Origin of the sequence: Microvirga pakistanensis (assembly GCF_004458765.1) — a bacterium.
Lineage (GTDB): Bacteria > Pseudomonadota > Alphaproteobacteria > Rhizobiales > Beijerinckiaceae > Microvirga > Microvirga pakistanensis.
On record NZ_SPJX01000296.1, the window covers coordinates 1 to 16,001 of the forward strand.

A 16,001-nucleotide genomic window follows, 5' to 3' on the forward strand; every position below is an offset into this window, starting at 1 on the left:
GGTTCACCACCGGCTCCCCGTTGTTCAGGCGCCGCACCTCCGGGTCACGCCCCAGATTGCCCACCAAGATCACCTTGTTCACACTGCCCGCCATCGGACATCCTCCTGTTCACTGGAAGCTGTTGTGGAACAGGAAGACCCGTAGGACAAGTAAATCGTCGTCCTTCTTTCCCTGGAACGGAAACCGGATCGGACCTTTTCCAGGGGAAATTGCCGGTTACGAAGGAAAGCTTCCCAGAAGCCGCAGGAGCAGCTTACCCCTAGGGTCCTAAGCCATGGGGAGGCTTTTAGCGTTCAGAACCATCAGATGACGATGGGGCTGTTGACGGCGATGGCCTTTCTGACGCCGATATTGGCGAACGCCAGCTATCCGCCAGTTCCTCGAAATGATGTAAAAGCCCAACGTGGAAGAACGAGCCGCAGGAGAGGCGCCTTGCAACCATTGTCCAGGCACCCGGGACGAGCTGGCCTTTGACCCTTTTGCGCGACCCAAGGCATGGCTTCGTCTGCCCTGCCTTGGCTCCACGCGGATCGCCTTAAACGATTAGGAAGTCGCTGTAGGTGAGCCCGAGGTACTTCGCGAGCTTGACGACCTCGACCGCCCTGCCCGAGCCCGAGCCGTCCGCGTCGTAGTACAGCACGCCGGTCTTCTTGTTGTAGATCAGGTAATCGTCCCTTTCCTTGGCCGCGGTACCAGTGATGAAGAACTCCTTGTTCACCCTCCTCGGCGAAGTCGCCGAACCTGAGCCGAGCTTTTTGAAGATCGCGTTATCGAACCAGAACGAGTCGTATCTGACGCTGAAATCTCCGACAGTGTCGAGATTGCTCGTCTTGCTGGGCTTGGTGTTCATCACGAAGATATCGCTGCCGCTGCCGCCATACAGGGTGTCAATCCCTGAGCTGCCATAGAGCGTGTCGTTGCCGGCATCGCCGTAGAGCTTGTCATTGCCTGCCCCGCCGTAGAGCTTGTCGTTACCGGCGTTGCCTCGCAGAACATCCCGTCCGGCGCCCGCCTTGAACACGTCGTTGGCAGCGCTGCCGGCGGTACTCTCGGTTGCCAAGTCGGTCACATTGATCGTCAGATCCCTGGTAAAGCTTAGGCCATTTTCGTCTGTGACAGTGACTTTGATGGTGTGTGCCCGTGCCTGTTCGAAGTCCAGCCGAAAACCATTGGCCACCTGGACCTCATAGCGGATCTCGCCGCCGGCGGTGACCTCCACCGGCACGATCTTGAAGCGGCCGTCGGCGCTGACGAGACCGTTCGAGCCGGCCAAGGCGTTGGTGAAAGTATAAGTCATGGTGTCGGCCTGATTGCCGTCGGTCGCACTCAGCACGCCCACCAACGTATTGTTGGTCGACGACTCCCTCACCGCCGCGTTCGACAGCTGAATGTCGGAGGGCGCCATGGCGGGCTCTGTGACCGTCACGGTGACCTTCTTGATGGTAACCAAACCGCCTTGATCCTCGGACCGGATCCAAACGTCATGCGCGCCCCGATTGACCTCCGCGAGAGCGGTTCTAAGGACGATTCTGTTGGTTCCCTCCTGGATCTGGAACAGAGCATGGCCGCCAGGAATTTCCGTCCCGCCTGCATCGGCGACGATGGTGTAGGAGTGCGTGTTCTCAGCGTCGGGATCTGCGGTCGACAGGGTTGCTACGGTCGCGCCGACCTCCGCATCCTGGCGCACACGTCCTCCTGCCGCGATGGCGACATCCGTCGGCGCCTCATTGACGTTGTTGACGGTGACCGTGACCCTCCTGACGACAGAAAAGCCGTCCTGGTCCTGCGATCTAATCCAGAGATCGTGCGTGCCGACCTGCGCATCGTCGAGGCTGGCCCTCAGCACGATCTTGCCTGCGTGCACGCCCGTGCCGATGGCGAAGAAGGGATGCCCGTTCGGCAACGCATCGCCGTTCTGGTTGGCAACGATGGTGTAGATATGCGTCCCTCCATCGGGATCCTGGGTGGCAAGAGTGGCGACCGAGGCGCCGATCTGCGCGTTTTCCGCAACCGTGCCGCCCACGCTGATGCTGATGTCAGTCGGCGCTGGAGCGATGTAAGTGCCGGAACCGTCTGTCACCGTCTCGATGCCGTTTCGGAACAGGGCACGTCTCTGCTCCACGCTGAAGGTCTCATCGCCGGTCAGCGTAACGCTGTCGTCGTTGCTTGCGGCGCCACGCAGGCGCAGGGCGGTGCCGATGTCGGCCACCGTCACGTCTGCTCCACCCGTTGCCGTTAAGGCAATGGAGGCGAAATTGCTTAAATTAGCGATCGACAGATTGAAGGTGCTCCCTCTCAAGGGCAGGGTATTCGTGCCGTCCCCGCCATCCAGGGCCAAGTTCCAGACATGCGTAGCGTCGGCGACGATGATGTCGTCCCCTGCCGAGCCGCGCACGATTTCGAAGCCGGTCATGATCGTCGGAGCCGTGAGATCGAGAGTTCCGGACGCGGTCATGAGAAGGGTGTCGGTGCCGCCGCCGCCCACAAGAATGTCGCCTACGTCAAGACCGCCAGCCGAGACAGACAAGGTCTCAGCTTCATCGGTACCCAAAGCATGCTCGGCCCCAGGACGCAGGATCGCGCCCGTGGTTTCGGAAAAGTGACGGTAGCGGAGTTGATTGTCGGCGGCATCTCGTACCGTCCAGACCACAATCCATTCATCCTCAGAAAGCGCCACCACGGACTGGAATTGATTTGGACCGGAGGACAAGACGTTAATTTTCATTTCGCCCCTAACCGACACGCCCTCCTGATTGAAGCGTTTCTGGTAGAGGTAGCCATCCTCCGATAACCACGAAACAATCCACCCGCCGTCCGGCATTGCCGTCATAGCGGGTCTAGACTGGCCACCAGCGATGACCGTGTTCACCAGCACCGGGCCTCCGAGGCTGGGGACGCCGTTCTGGTCATAGCGAAGCTGATAAATGCCGCTGCTTTGGCTGTCAGTCGCCGACCAGGAGACAACCCAGCCTCCCCCCTCAAGAGCAATCACGTCGTGTGCGCCGCTCGTATCCCTGTGCGGGTCAACCAATGTGACAGGACCGATAGCATTTCCTCCAAGATCATAACGTTGTTGGTAGATGTTCCACTGGGAGTACCATGTGACAACCCAACCGCCATCTGAGAGCGCCGCAACGGAAGGGTTCAGATGACTGTTATTATCAACTAGGTTGACCTGCGTTTCGGTGCCCACTGGACTACCGCGGGAATCATAAAGCTGCTGACGGATCGAGAGTGGGGATGAGCCATCGGAGCTAGACCACGTTACTGTCCACCCACCATTCTGAAGGGACGTGATGACGGGTTCATCTTGAACGCCTGCCTGCTGGGTGTTGACCCGCGTCGGCACCCCGATACGGGCGCCACTCTGATCGAAGCGTTGTTGGTAAATATCACCCATTGCACTCCAGCTTACCGCCCAGCCGCCATCGCTCAAAACAGTGACGGACGTGCTGGTGCGGAAATCATTATCGGCAACAAGGACCGGCGCGCCAATGGGCGCACCGTCGGCTCCGTAAAGCTGCTGATAAATCCCGTAGCCGTCGCCCTGCGAATCCTCCGCTGCCCAGGTGACGACCCACCCACCGCCGCCAAGAGGTGCGACACTCGCCCCTGCTTCGCGGTGCGGAGTGTTGTCGATCGCCTCTTCCGAGCTCGTCTTGATAACTGAGAAAGGCATATTGGAACTCCTTCATTTCCCGCTGGCGCGCGATAGTGTTGGGCCTGGTGACCTGCAGGTTGCTCACCTGTTATAGTTTAATGCTGTAACATATCATCTATAAGAAAGTTTGCCTTTTATCCGCCTGCTGTCAACGAAGGCCGCGTGGCACAGGAGCGATGTGGTATTGCCCTCCGTACCCTCTTTGTTCTAGGGTTTGTGACCTGGAATCATCCGCCGCATTGCATCGGCGGGAGAGACGTCACATATCCCGGAGCTGGCCGCTCATGGCCGCTTCCCCTTTGAAGGCCGCTTACGCCATGGCTAAACTCGACGAGCTGTTCAACCGCGCCAAGGCGGGCGACCCGAATGCGCGCGTGATCTCGGTGCGCGGCGCCCGGGAGCACAACCTCAAGAACGTCGACTTGATGGTCCCAAGAGACAAGCTCGTGGTGTTCACCGGCCTGTCCGGCTCGGGCAAGTCGTCGCTCGCCTTCGATACGATCTACGCGGAGGGGCAGCGGCGCTATGTGGAATCCCTCTCGGCTTATGCCCGCCAGTTCCTGGAGATGATGCAGAAGCCCGACGTGGACCAGATCGACGGCCTCTCGCCTGCGATCTCCATCGAGCAGAAAACCACCTCCAAGAACCCGCGCTCGACCGTCGGCACGGTGACCGAGATCTACGACTATATGCGCCTGCTCTGGGCGCGCGTGGGCATTCCCTACTCCCCGGCCACGGGCCTGCCCATCGAGAGCCAGACCGTCAGCCAGATGGTGGATCGGGTTCTCGACCTGCCGGAAAAGACGAGGCTCTACCTGCTGGCGCCGGTGGTGCGCGGCCGCAAGGGGGAGTACCGCAAGGAGATCGCCGAGTTCCAGAAGAAGGGCTTCCAGCGCCTGAAGATCGACGGCGAGTACTACGCCATCGACGAGGCCCCTGCCCTCGACAAGAAGTTCAAGCACGACATCGACGTGGTGGTGGACCGCATCGTGGTGCGCTCGGACATCGCGGCGCGCCTGGCGGATTCCTTCGAGACGGCGCTGGAGCTCACCGATGGCATCGCCGTCGTCGAATATGCGGACGAGAAGGACGAGAAGGGACAGCCGAAGCGGATCGTCTTCTCGTCCAAGTTCGCCTGCCCGGTCTCGGGCTTCACGATCCCCGAGATCGAGCCGCGCCTGTTCTCGTTCAACAACCCCTTCGGCGCCTGCCCCACCTGCGGCGGCATCGGCCACGAGATGCGCATCGATCCGGCTCTGGTGGTGGACGAGACCCTGTCCCTGAAGCGCGGCGCGATCATGCCCTGGGCGAAGTCCACCTCGCCCTATTACGGCCAGACCCTGGAGGCGATCACCAAGCACTACAAGGCCTCCATGACGAAGCCTTGGACCGAGTTGTCGGAGAAGGTGCGCGACGCGATCCTCTACGGCTCGGACGGCGAGAACATCCGCATGGCCTACGACGACGGTCTGCGCGCCTACGAGGTGAGGAAGCCCTTCGAGGGCGTGATCCCGAACCTGGAGCGCCGCTACAAGGAGACCGAGAGCGACTGGGCCCGCGAGGAGATCGGCCGCTTCATGAGCGAGACACCCTGTGAGGAATGCGGCGGCAAGCGCCTGAAGCCCGAAGCCCTCGCGGTGAAGATCGCGGGCTTCGACATCGGCGACGCCACGGCGCTCTCCGTGAAGGACGCGCACGAGTGGTTCGGCGGCCTCTCGAAGAAGCTCAACAAGAAGCAGAACGAGATCGCAGGCCGGATCCTGAAAGAGATCCGCGACCGCCTGACCTTCCTGGTCGATGTGGGCCTGGAATATCTCACGCTCGCCCGCTCCTCCGGCACCTTGTCCGGCGGCGAGAGCCAGCGCATCCGCCTCGCATCGCAGATCGGCTCTGGCCTGACCGGCGTCCTCTACGTGCTCGACGAGCCCTCCATCGGCCTGCACCAGCGCGACAACGACCGTCTGCTCGTGACGCTGAAGCGCCTGCGCGATCTCGGCAATACGGTGATTGTTGTCGAGCACGATGAGGACGCGATCCTCCAGGCCGATTACGTGTTCGACATCGGCCCCGGGGCGGGCATCCATGGCGGCCAGATCGTCGCCGAGGGCACGCCCGACGAGATCATGAAGAACCCGAAGTCGCTCACCGGCAAGTACCTGACGGGCGAGATGTCCGTGAAGGTGCCGGCGCAGCGCCGCAAGCGCGATCCCAAGCGCATGCTCAAAGTGGTCGGCGCGAAGGGCAACAACCTCAAGAACGTGACCGCGGACATTCCCCTCGGTACGTTCACCTGCATCACCGGCGTGTCCGGCGGCGGCAAGTCCACGCTCGTCATCGACACGCTCTACAAGGCGGTGGCGCGCAAGCTCAACGGCGCGCTGGAGCATCCCGCTCCGCACGAACGCATCGAAGGCCTGGAGCATCTCGACAAGGTCATCGACATCGACCAATCGCCCATCGGACGCACGCCGCGCTCGAACCCGGCGACCTATGTCGGCGCCTTCACGCCGATCCGCGAATGGTTCGCCGGACTTCCGGAGGCGAAGGCGCGCGGCTACCAGGCGGGCCGCTTCTCGTTCAACGTGAAGGGCGGGCGCTGCGAGGCCTGCACCGGCGACGGCGTCATCAAGATCGAGATGCACTTCCTGCCCGACGTCTACGTCACCTGCGACGTGTGCAAGGGCAAACGCTACGACCGCGAGACGCTGGAGGTGAAGTACCGCGACAAGTCCATCGCCGACGTGCTCGACATGACGGTGGAGGAAGCCCGCGAGCTGTTCAAGGCGGTGCCGTCGATCCGGGAGAAGATGCAGACGCTCGCCCGCGTCGGTCTCGACTACGTGCATGTGGGCCAGCAGGCCACCACGCTGTCGGGCGGCGAGGCGCAGCGCGTGAAGCTCTCGAAGGAGCTGTCCAAGCGCGCCACCGGCCGCACGCTCTACATCCTCGATGAGCCAACCACGGGCCTGCACTTCCACGATGTGGCGAAACTCCTGGAGGTGCTGCACGAACTGGTGGATCAGGGCAACACGGTGGTGGTGATCGAGCACAACCTCGAAGTCATCAAGACCGCCGACTGGGTGATCGACATGGGACCCGAAGGCGGCAGCGGCGGCGGTCAGGTCGTGGCCGAGGGCACGCCGGAGGACATCGCCAAGTCCAAGGCCAGCCATACGGGCCGTTTCCTGAAGGAAGTGCTTGAGCGCAGACCCTTGAAGAAGGATGCCTCCGGCAAGGAAGCTCCGAAAAAGGTCAAGAAGGTCACACGGCAGGAAGCGGCGGAATAGCCGCCTCGGGCCTTCAGGAACACAGCCGGATCATGCAATCCCCTACGGCGTCGAGGTCACCCTCGGCGCCTTTTCGATATCGTCGAGCACCGCCTGGTACGGCGTCGTGTCGATGGTCGTGGGACCCGCATAGGGATGGCTCAGGGCCAGGATCGAATAAAGAGCGAGCCCCGTATAGGCTCCGTAAACGGAGAAAATGGCCGTGTGCAGGACCGATGCGGGGAACACCAGGAAAAATGCGACGATGATCAGGAAGCCCGCGATGGCCATCCACCAGAACAATGCGGGCACCCCCTGGTGGAACAGCGCCAATCGCTCCTTCCGGTGATCCTGAAGCCCATCCATGTTCATGATCAGGCGACCACGGAGCGATTGCTGCTGCGGCGTGTCGCCCTTCAGGTCGAGGATTCCTTTGTCGAGGGCGTAATAGGCCTGTCCCACGTTCCGGCTGCCCTGGTTGCGCCCGGTCACCTCCTGCCACTCTTCCTGCAGAACGGCCCTGACATAGGCGGCTAGCTGGCCACGGAGCCTATCCGCTTCCGGTCCGCCCCATTGATCCAGCTGCAGGGCGATATGCTCGATCGCGGAAACCTCCTTCGAAACCTCCTGCTGCAGGTCCGTGTGCGTCGATTGAGCCTCCGCGAAGACGAGCGCCAGGATCAAGCCGTGGATGGCGCCGATGCGAACCGCCACCGTTTCCGCGACGTCGCGCGCCTTCTCCGGAAGGTCGTCGCTCAACCGCCTGCGGACGATCACGAAAGGCACCGCGGAGACTGCGATCGCCACCACCATCGCCAGGGCGGCGCCGAGCCAAACCGGAAGCTGCAAGAGACCCGCCAAGAGATCCGCCATATCCCCCTCCTGGCCGCCGCCTCCCCGTTTCATCCGGCGCCGGTGCCCGCAAGGAGAGCACGTCACGAGCCGGGCTGCCACGAATCTTCGGGCGTAGGCGACCGCGAATCAGGCATCGCCGTCCAGGAGCAGAGCCGGTGCGCCCGAACCTTTTTCTACCCTTTTTGAGCCTCTTGCCTCGTCATGGCATCGGCAGGATGATGACGCGCTTTTTTGCGGTGGAGGAGGCCATGAGCGCCACCGATACAGCCTTTGCCGGCTCGATTCCTGCCCTCTATGAGCGGCATCTCGGCCCCCTGCTCTTTCAGCCTTTTGCCGAAGACCTTGCGGTGCGGCTGAAGGACATCACCTCCGGCAGGATTCTGGAAACAGCAGCGGGAACGGGCATTGCGACCCGCGCGATCGCGGCTCTCCTGCCGGCGCAGGTCCAGATCGTCGCCACCGACCTCAACCAGGCGATGCTCGACTTGGCACAGACCAAGCTCCAGGCCGCAAACGTGACGTGGCAGCAGACCGACGCGCAGAGCCTGTCCTTCGAGGATGCCTCCTTCGATGCGGTGGTATGCCAGTTTGGGGTCATGTTCTTTCCTGACAAACCGGCGGCGTACCGGGAAGCATTGCGCGTGTTGAAGCCCGGCGGGCGCTTCCTGTTCAATGTGTGGGACAGGCTGGACGCGAACTTGGTGAGCAAGATCGTCTCCGACGAGGTGATCGCGATGTTTCCCGACGACCCGCCGCGCTTTTTCGAGCGCACCCCGTTCGGCCATTTCGACGAGGACCGCCTCCGCGGCGAACTCCAATTGGCCGGGTTCGAGACTATCGCCGTGGAGCCCGTCGACAAGGTGAGCCACGCTCCATCGGCTCGCGATGCAGCCACGGGTCTCACCCAGGGGACACCGCTGCGCGGCGAGATCGAGGTCCGGGCGCCCGGCCGCCTCGAAGACGTGACGGAAAGGACCGCTCAGGCCCTCGCGGCGCGGTTCGGTGAGGGAAGCATCGAGAACCGCATGAGGGCGCTCGTGGTCACGGCCCGGCGGTGACCCTGTCCGGTGAGCCGGTCGACCCCCGCTCAGGCATCGGCGAGCGTCATGGCCGAGACGACGACGTTCCGCCCGTGGTCCTTGGCTCGGTAGAGCGCGAGGTCCGCCTCCCGGAGCAGCAGCTCGATGCTGGCATTGGTGGAGGCCGAGCAGCCGACGCTGACGGTAACCTGCGTCTCGGAGCCGAGCATGGCGTTGCCGGCTCTGGAAAAATCATCCCTGACAGCCTCGCCGAGAGCCGCGGCGCATTCCATGTTCATCGGCAGGACGGCTGCGAACTCCTCGCCTCCCAGCCTGCCAAAGGATTGCTGCGGCAGATGCCTGCCAAGCACCTGGCCGAAGAGCTTGAGGACGGTATCGCCGACCTCGTGGCCGTAGCGGTCGTTGATGCGTTTGAAATTGTCGAGATCGAGGACGAGACAGCTGACAGGCTTGCCTGCCTTGGATGCGATCAGCGCCTCCGCATTCTGCATGAAGGCGCGCCGATTGGGGATCCCGGTCAGAGGATCGACGAACGCGGCCTGCTTATAGCCAAGCTCCACGCTTTCCTTGGCCATGGACAGGAAAATGAATGCGAGCGTCGGCGCGAAGACCACCAGGAAGAGGGCCATCTCGGACGACCAGCGATAGGCCAGGGCATCGATCCAGGGAATCGAGGTCAGGGCAATTCCGGGCCAAGTTCGCATGATGTTGAAAATGGCCAGCAGGTTCAGGAGAACAACGGCGATCCGCTGGGACGCGAGAGGCTGTCTGGCATGCCGCTGGAGTTCACGGGCGCTGAGCAGGGAATAGGCGCCTGTCGTCAGCGCAACCAGGATCAGCCGATGATCCTGCCTTTCGTAGATGAACGGGAAAGCCGCGATCCATAGTCCCACCCCCGTCACGATCGCTGGAGGGAACCCCCTGCGGCCGTTGAAGATCCGGCAGCCGGCATAAAGCGTCACATAAGACATCAGTCCTAGCACGTTTCCTATCAGCAGGGCCGGATAGGAACCGCTGGATCGTCCGAGGTTCGCGACTGCGAAACCGCTCGCGATGAGACAAAAAGCCGCTCCCCAGGGCAGGAGTGCGCGCACCTTCCGATTGAGCGTCCAGGCGAACACCAGCAACACGCCGAGAACCAGCGAGAGGAGGACGAAGGCGACGTTGAGCGTGGTTGGATCTAGGGTCATCGAATCGGCGGCAAGGATTCGGCTGGCCTGCAGTAGTGAAGGAGCCCCTGCACGCCCCTTACCCTAGGGAAATGATTGCTATCGCTATCTTCGATTAACCCTCGGATGTCCAGCCCCATACGTCGTGCGACATCGCCGCATGGTCCGCGGCGCAGGAACGAAGCCTTGGCCGCAGCATTCTTCTTCAGGTTGCTTCCGAAGGAGAGTTCCCATGGGCCGCTATCACCGTCACGGGGTGGAAAGCACGGCAGCGATCGCCGGGCACCCGCTTCATCATATGCTGATCGTCTTCCCGGTGGCCTTCCTGATCGGGGCGCTGGGCACCGACATCGCTTTCGTGACGACCGGAAATCCGTTCTGGGCCGAAGCCTCCTATTGGCTGCTGATCGCCGGTATCGTCACGGCGCTCGTGGCCGCCGTTCCCGGCATGATCGATTTCGTGACCATCGACCGCGTTCGCAATCTTTGGATTTCCTGGACGCATATGGTCGCGAATCTGCTGGTGGTGGGGCTGGCCCTCGTGAATGTGGGGGTCCGTCTGGACGACCCGGCGGCGGGCGTCCAGGGTTGGGGCCTGTGGCTGTCCGTCATCCAGACCCTGCTTCTGCTCTTCAGCGGCTGGCTCGGCGGCGAAATGGCCTATCGCTACCGGATCGGGGCCATCCAGGACGACAGCCCGCAAGTCGAACAGTTCCATGTGGAGGTGGATCGGACCCGCGCCGCCGAGACCGTCGATCATCGAAGCGGCACGGGCACGTTCTAGGGCCCGCCCTGTCCATCTTTGCTCGTGGGCATTCAGCAGCTAGACTGAAGGCCCATGAAGCACGTCACACTTATTCTTCCGGCCCTTCTGCTTGCCCTGGGCGCCCCTGCCCAGGCGGCCTCCCCCTGCCCTCCCGGCTTCGCGATGCTGCAGGCCTCCGACACCTGCGTGCGCGTCGGCGGCCGTGTGCGGGCCGAGACCATCCTGCGCTCCTCCGGCAACCGCAAAGCGGACACGGTGACGAGCCAGGCGAGCGGGCGCGTTCAGATGGACGTCAGGAAACAGACCGAGTACGGCCCCCTTCGCGCCTTCATCCGGGTGGAAGGCATCCGGCCCTGAGGCGGCCGCGCAGGCAGGCTCGCGACAGCATGGGCGCCTGCCGCTGATTCCGGATCCGGCAAGGGGTTTCCGTTTCTCACGCAAAAGGGGCCGGAAACCGGCCCCTTCGTCATCGTCATGTAAAGTTCAGGCTTACTGCGCGGTCGAGCTGCCGCCCTGCCCCTGCGAAGATGAGCCACCCTGCTGCTGGAGGGGCAACCTTTGGGAGGACGTCCCGGTATTGCTCCTCTCGGACGACGTGTTGGCCCCGGACGAGCTGCGGGTCGAGACCGACCCGGTCGAGGATGGCGCGTTCGACGTGTTCACGTCCGTCGATGTGCGGGTCGAGCTGCGGCGCTGCTCGACGGAGACTCCGACGCTCGGCGCTTCCTGACGGGTGCGAACGGTCGTGCGGCGGTTCACGGAGACGCTCGGCTCGTTCACTTCCTCGTAGCGGCGCACCGTGCGACGACGAACCTCCACCGGCTCGTCGACCACCTGGTAGCGCCGCTTCTTCACGGCAACTTTCTTCTTCGTCTTCTTCACCGCCACCTTTTTGGACGGCTTCTTCTTGATCACCGTACGGCGAACCTCGGTATCCGGCTCTTCGATGGTGGTCACGCTGCGGCGACGGGTGACCGAGACGCTCGGCTCTTCGACCTCACGCACGGTGCGGGAGCGAACCGAAACGCCCGTGCGCTCGCGGGTCTCGACGCCCACGCCCACGCGAGTGCTGCCCTGCTCGCGGGTCGTCACGTTGGATCGCGAGGTCGTGCTGTCGCTGCGCCGGGTCTCGCCCGCCGCCTGCTCCCGGTCTCCCGATTGCTGTTGGCCAGGAATCATCCGAGTGTCGGAGGTGGACGAAGACGAGGTGTTCGAGTTCGTCGTGGTCTGCGCATAGGCGGTGCCGCTCAACAGCAGAAGGGCAGCACCGAGAGCGATTTTCTTCATGGGTTCATCTCCACTTACCAAATTGTGAAGTGAGAACGCGCATCCCAAATTCGTGTTCCGCATCCCTTAAGTATTGATTGGCACCAATACTCCAAACCACTTTATGAATACCTGTTCATCTTGCCGCGCGGTCGCGCCGTTTACGGAGCATTAACGCCGCCAACCCTTTTAGCGAACGGTGCAGCTTACATTCAGAATCGCTCCTGTAGAGTAGCGATACTAAGTTTCTCAATGGGGATGCGCCGCCATGGCTGTCTTTCAAGCCTTCAATGCCGCAGGTGTCGGCTTCAACATGTCGGGGACGAGCCCGTCCGGCTGGTCCTTCGTGCGGGTCAGCCCGTACATCGAAACGGTCAATACGTACGACGATGGATCCGTCGCGGACTTCGACGTGTACGGCAGTTCCCTAATCGATGCGTACAGCGTCTGGTACCAGGACTACGGATACACGATCGTCATCGACGACCTGCTTTACGAAAACAACGGCCAAGCCGTCCTGTCGATCAAGGGCCTCAACCTCACGACAACGATCGACGACCTGTATGCCTATGAGTGGTATGTCGCGCTCAACCGTGGCCATGACACGTTCTACGGCAACGACTACGCGGACGTGATCCGCGGCGGCAACGGCAACGACCTCGTCAAGTCCTACGGCGGAGCGGACATCGTCTTCGGCGACGCCGGGCACGACGATCTCTACGGGCTCAACGGCGACGACGATCTCTACGGCGGCACGGGCCAGGATTATCTCAGCGGCGGGTACGGCAGCGACTATCTCAGCGGCGGCCTCGACGTCGATACGCTGGTTGGCGGCGCCGGGAACGACTATTTCGTCTTCGATGCGACGGCCTCGCGCTCCAATGTCGACACGATCTCGGACTTCAGTCCAACCTACGACACCGTCATGCTCGACAACCGGATCTTCACGCGGCTCGGACCGGACGGCTGGCTCTCGAGCGCTGCCTTCTGGACCGGTTCCCGCGCCCACGATTCGAGCGACCGGATCATCTACAACAAGACCACGGGCGCCCTGCTCTACGATCCCGACGGAACGGGCAGCGCGGCAGCCGTCAAGTTTGCTCAGATCAAGGCTGGACTCGCCGTCACGAAGGCCGATTTCTACGTGCTCTAGCGGTCAGCGGCTCCCGCAAGATCTCGGCCCCGGCCCAAGCCGGGGCTTTTTCTTTTGGGAACGCCTGCCCCGGCTTGGCGTTGCGTCCCCATGCAGGACATCACGCTGACCCTTACCACCGCTCTCGAGCGATGGCAGAGCTTGTGGCCGAGCTGGTTGGTCAACATCGCTTTTCTCGCCGTCGCAACCCTTCTGCTTCTTTTCCTCCACTCCCTCATCTTCAACGCCTTGCGTTTGGCGTTGCGGGGAAGACTGGCGGAATTCGGACGCAAGCTGCTGCACAGGATCGGTCCGCCGACCAAGCTCGGCCTCCTGGTGCTGGGCCTCGGCCTCGTGCTGCAGGCGCTGCCACGGCGCGGGCCGAGCTACGACCTGATCGAGCGGGGCCTGCTCTTCGGGTTCATCATCTTCCTGGGCTGGAGCGCGATCACCTTCGTGAACACCGTCTCGGAGATCTATCTGCGCCGGGCGCTGAAAGGCTCCGAGGACAGCGTCCTGAGCCGAAAGCTCCTCACGCAGGTGCGCCTGCTGCGGCGAACGGTCGTGTTCGGTCTGGGCTTCCTGACCTTTTCCGCGATGCTCATGACGATTCCGTCCGTACGGCAATACGGCGTCAGCCTTTTCGCGTCGGCGGGCGTCGCCGGCTTGGCCGTCGGCTTGGCCGCCCGGCCGGTGCTCTCGAACCTGATCGCGGGTGTGCAGCTCGCCGTGGCCCAGCCGATTCGGCTCGGCGACGAGGTGCTGCTCGAAGGCGAGTTCGGGACTGTGGAGGAGATCCAGACGACCTATGTGGTCATCCGCCTGTGGGATTGGCGACGCATGGTCGTTCCGCTCTCCTATTTCATGGAAAAGCCGTTCCAGAATTGGACCCGGCAATCCAGCTCCATTCTGGGCTCGGTCTTCTGGTATGTGGATTATGCGACGCCGATCGACGAGGTGCGCGCCAAGTTCCTGCAGATCCTGAAGGAATCGAAGCTCTGGGACGGGCAGGTGGGCGTGCTGCATGTCACGGACGCCAAGGAGACGACCATCGAAATCAGGGGCCTCATGAGCGCGGGCTCCTCGGGAGCCTCGTCCGACCTGCGCAACGAGGTCCGCGAGAAGCTCATCGCGTGGCTGCTGGAAGCCTATCCGCAGGCGCTGCCCCGCACCCGGACCGAGTTCGTCAGCCCGGGACGGGAGCCGATGGCGCAGGTCCGGGCCCATTAATCGGGCCTTAAGGCGGTATGCTACTAAAGCATAACTGACCTACATTATTACCGCTCCTCTTTCGCGGCGCACAGGCCTATATGCTGCATTGCACACGCAAGAACAAAGGCCAGCCGGTACAGGGGCCGGCACATCGATAGGAGTTCCCAATGTTCGTGTCTTATATCCTCGCTAAAGTCCGCACTTACCTGCGTTATCGCGAAACCGTCCGCGAGCTCTCCCTGCTTTCGGACCGCGAGCTCGACGATCTCGGCATCTCGCGCTTCCAGATCGACAGCATCGCTCGCCAGCACGCTGCCGCGTAAAGATAGCTGCACCGCAGCAAAAGGTTTCGCCCGCCTCGAGCGGGCGTTTTCTTTTTGGGCTGCCGCCTTCTTCCGGCTTCGGCCGTCTCACGGCCGGGCTTGGCCTTAGCCGTAGTCGGACGAGGCCGCGCCTCTCCTTATCGGGATCACCGGCTCTGTGCCGGTGATGACCTGGGATGATTCTACCGCCAGCTCTCCGTCATGGCCGTCCCCGGACTTGATCCGGGGATCGGTCCCGGCCATCCCCGTCTTGAGAACCGCGCCGAGTCAAAGACGTGGATGCCCGGCACAAGACCGGGCATGACGAGAGATGAAGAGCACGGGGATCACCGGGACAAGACGGCGACCGCGCGATGGAGGCCAGTTTCGGCGGGGACTAGCGCCCGCCCGTGACCGGCAGGTTGGCGCCGGTGATGTAGGACGCTGCGTCCGACATCAGGAACAGCACGGCCTCGGCGATCTCCTCCGGCTCTCCGATCCGCTGCATGGGAATGAAGGGCTTCAGGCGTTCCAGCCGTCCCAGGTCCTGGGTGCTGCGCTCGTGGATGTCCGTGCGGGTCATGCCCGGCGAAACGGCATTCACGCGGATGCCGTCGGGCGCCAGCTCCCGCGAGAGACCCACCGTCAGCGCATCGATCGCGCCCTTCGTGGCCGCGTACCAGACATACTCGCCCGCGCTCCCGAGCTTGGCCGCGACCGACGAGATGTTGACGATTGAGCCGCCCTTGCCGCCCCTCTTCACGGAAAGACGCCGCGCCGCCTCCCGCGCGACGAAGAGCGCGCCGGTGACATTGATGTCCACGCAGGTGCGCAGAACCTCCGCGGAGGTGTCTTCCAGGCGGCCCGACTTGCCGGTGACGCCAGCATTGTTCACCACGTGCGAGAGAGGTCCGAGCGCCGCCTCGGCCTCGGCGAACATCCGCAGCACGTCCGCCTCGACCGCCACGTTGCCCGGGCAGGCGGTTGCCCTGGCTCCGGACGCCCGGCAGGCGGCCAGAACCGACTCGGCGGCTTCGTGCTCGGACCGATAGGTGATCGCCACGTCAAAGCCGCGAGACGCCGCCAACTGCGCCACCGAGGCCCCTATGCCCCGGCTTCCGCCCGTTATAAGGACCACCGGCCGCGTGGAATGCATCGTATCAACCTCTTCGACAGCACCGGCTCAGCTTGACCAGGGATCCCGTGGGAGTCAACAAGACCGCAGGCATCGGGTCCAAGAGTGGATTGCACTTTTGGGAGACATCCAATGCTCAAGTCTTTAGGCGGCGCATCGCTTGGCGCAAGAAACCGCTTGGCGCAAGAAACCGGGC

The 16,001-nt window shown here is 62.8% G+C and carries 13 protein-coding genes; 7 read left to right on the forward strand and 6 right to left on the reverse strand.

Going from position 1 to position 16,001, the window contains the following annotated elements; genetic code table 11:
* Together E4K09_RS15985 and E4K09_RS15990 are read right to left on the reverse strand one after the other, a co-directional pair.
* The coding region (locus E4K09_RS15985) for a single-stranded DNA-binding protein (protein WP_166802353.1) at nucleotides 1-94 on the reverse strand (94 nt) is incomplete at its 3' end.
* A gap of 442 nt (nucleotides 95-536) precedes the next feature.
* A complete protein-coding gene (locus E4K09_RS15990; protein WP_134498688.1) occupies nucleotides 537-3,680 on the reverse strand; it encodes a hypothetical protein in 3,144 nt (1,047 codons plus the stop codon).
* Between the two features lie 299 nt (nucleotides 3,681-3,979).
* Here E4K09_RS15990 and uvrA point away from each other — a divergent pair, with 299 nt between their 5' ends.
* The gene (uvrA, locus tag E4K09_RS15995; RefSeq protein ID WP_134498867.1) at nucleotides 3,980-6,949 is read left to right on the forward strand and encodes an excinuclease ABC subunit UvrA; all 2,970 of its coding nucleotides are present in this window, start codon (nucleotides 3,980-3,982) and stop codon (nucleotides 6,947-6,949) included.
* 42 nt (nucleotides 6,950-6,991) lie between these two features.
* Here the strand turns inward: uvrA and E4K09_RS16000 are convergent, their stop codons facing one another.
* The gene (locus tag E4K09_RS16000) at nucleotides 6,992-7,801 is read right to left on the reverse strand and encodes a bestrophin-like domain (protein ID WP_166802354.1); all 810 of its coding nucleotides are present in this window, start codon (nucleotides 7,799-7,801) and stop codon (nucleotides 6,992-6,994) included.
* 230 nt (nucleotides 7,802-8,031) lie between these two features.
* Here E4K09_RS16000 and E4K09_RS16005 point away from each other — a divergent pair, with 230 nt between their 5' ends.
* The gene (locus E4K09_RS16005; RefSeq protein WP_134498692.1) at nucleotides 8,032-8,841 is read left to right on the forward strand and encodes a class I SAM-dependent methyltransferase; all 810 of its coding nucleotides are present in this window, start codon (nucleotides 8,032-8,034) and stop codon (nucleotides 8,839-8,841) included.
* A 29-nt stretch (nucleotides 8,842-8,870) separates the two neighbouring features.
* Here E4K09_RS16005 and E4K09_RS16010 read toward each other — a convergent pair whose 3' ends face one another.
* Nucleotides 8,871-10,013, reverse strand: coding sequence for a GGDEF domain-containing protein (locus E4K09_RS16010; RefSeq protein WP_134498694.1), 1,143 nt, complete (start codon nucleotides 10,011-10,013; stop codon nucleotides 8,871-8,873).
* A gap of 211 nt (nucleotides 10,014-10,224) precedes the next feature.
* Between E4K09_RS16010 and E4K09_RS16015 the strand changes: the two genes are divergently transcribed.
* Nucleotides 10,225-10,776 carry a DUF2231 domain-containing protein gene (locus E4K09_RS16015; protein ID WP_134498696.1) on the forward strand — a complete coding sequence of 184 codons (552 nt, stop codon included), beginning with the start codon at nucleotides 10,225-10,227 and terminating at the stop codon, nucleotides 10,774-10,776.
* A 54-nt stretch (nucleotides 10,777-10,830) separates the two neighbouring features.
* Nucleotides 10,831-11,115, forward strand: a complete 285-nt coding sequence (locus E4K09_RS16020) for a porin (RefSeq protein ID WP_134498698.1) — start codon at nucleotides 10,831-10,833, stop codon at nucleotides 11,113-11,115.
* Nucleotides 11,116-11,247: 132 nt separating this feature from the next.
* Here E4K09_RS16020 and E4K09_RS16025 read toward each other — a convergent pair whose 3' ends face one another.
* Nucleotides 11,248-12,045, reverse strand: coding sequence for a hypothetical protein (locus E4K09_RS16025; protein WP_134498700.1), 798 nt, complete (start codon nucleotides 12,043-12,045; stop codon nucleotides 11,248-11,250).
* Between the two features lie 247 nt (nucleotides 12,046-12,292).
* On the opposite strand from E4K09_RS16025, the gene E4K09_RS16030 reads away from it, so the two are divergent.
* The 3 genes from E4K09_RS16030 (at nucleotide 12,293) to E4K09_RS16040 (ending at nucleotide 14,691) form a co-directional block, all read left to right on the forward strand.
* Complete coding sequence (locus tag E4K09_RS16030; RefSeq protein WP_134498702.1) at nucleotides 12,293-13,177, forward strand: calcium-binding protein; 885 nt, start codon at nucleotides 12,293-12,295, stop codon at nucleotides 13,175-13,177.
* 90 nt (nucleotides 13,178-13,267) lie between these two features.
* Entirely contained in the window at nucleotides 13,268-14,386 is a 1,119-nt protein-coding gene (locus tag E4K09_RS16035) for a mechanosensitive ion channel family protein (RefSeq protein ID WP_134498704.1), read from the forward strand.
* Between the two features lie 149 nt (nucleotides 14,387-14,535).
* On the forward strand, nucleotides 14,536-14,691 hold the full coding sequence (locus E4K09_RS16040) for a DUF1127 domain-containing protein (RefSeq protein ID WP_134498706.1): 156 nt from the start codon (nucleotides 14,536-14,538) through the stop codon (nucleotides 14,689-14,691).
* A gap of 376 nt (nucleotides 14,692-15,067) precedes the next feature.
* Here E4K09_RS16040 and E4K09_RS16045 read toward each other — a convergent pair whose 3' ends face one another.
* Nucleotides 15,068-15,826 carry an SDR family oxidoreductase gene (locus tag E4K09_RS16045; protein ID WP_134498708.1) on the reverse strand — a complete coding sequence of 253 codons (759 nt, stop codon included), beginning with the start codon at nucleotides 15,824-15,826 and terminating at the stop codon, nucleotides 15,068-15,070.
* Nucleotides 15,827-16,001: the final 175 nt, after the last annotated feature.

Bases quoted from the DNA above. Each gene is read 5' to 3' on its own strand.
- E4K09_RS15990 (WP_134498688.1), bottom strand. From the start codon at position 3,680: ATGCCTTTCTCAGTTATCAAGACGAGCTCGGAAGAGGCGATCGACAAC.
- uvrA (WP_134498867.1), top strand. From the start codon at position 3,980: ATGGCTAAACTCGACGAGCTGTTCAACCGCGCCAAGGCGGGCGACCCG.
- E4K09_RS16000 (WP_166802354.1), bottom strand. From the start codon at position 7,801: ATGGCGGATCTCTTGGCGGGTCTCTTGCAGCTTCCGGTTTGGCTCGGC.
- E4K09_RS16005 (WP_134498692.1), top strand. From the start codon at position 8,032: ATGAGCGCCACCGATACAGCCTTTGCCGGCTCGATTCCTGCCCTCTAT.
- E4K09_RS16010 (WP_134498694.1), bottom strand. From the start codon at position 10,013: ATGACCCTAGATCCAACCACGCTCAACGTCGCCTTCGTCCTCCTCTCG.
- E4K09_RS16015 (WP_134498696.1), top strand. From the start codon at position 10,225: ATGGGCCGCTATCACCGTCACGGGGTGGAAAGCACGGCAGCGATCGCC.
- E4K09_RS16020 (WP_134498698.1), top strand. From the start codon at position 10,831: ATGAAGCACGTCACACTTATTCTTCCGGCCCTTCTGCTTGCCCTGGGC.
- E4K09_RS16025 (WP_134498700.1), bottom strand. From the start codon at position 12,045: ATGAAGAAAATCGCTCTCGGTGCTGCCCTTCTGCTGTTGAGCGGCACC.
- E4K09_RS16030 (WP_134498702.1), top strand. From the start codon at position 12,293: ATGGCTGTCTTTCAAGCCTTCAATGCCGCAGGTGTCGGCTTCAACATG.
- E4K09_RS16035 (WP_134498704.1), top strand. From the start codon at position 13,268: ATGCAGGACATCACGCTGACCCTTACCACCGCTCTCGAGCGATGGCAG.
- E4K09_RS16040 (WP_134498706.1), top strand. From the start codon at position 14,536: ATGTTCGTGTCTTATATCCTCGCTAAAGTCCGCACTTACCTGCGTTAT.
- E4K09_RS16045 (WP_134498708.1), bottom strand. From the start codon at position 15,826: ATGCATTCCACGCGGCCGGTGGTCCTTATAACGGGCGGAAGCCGGGGC.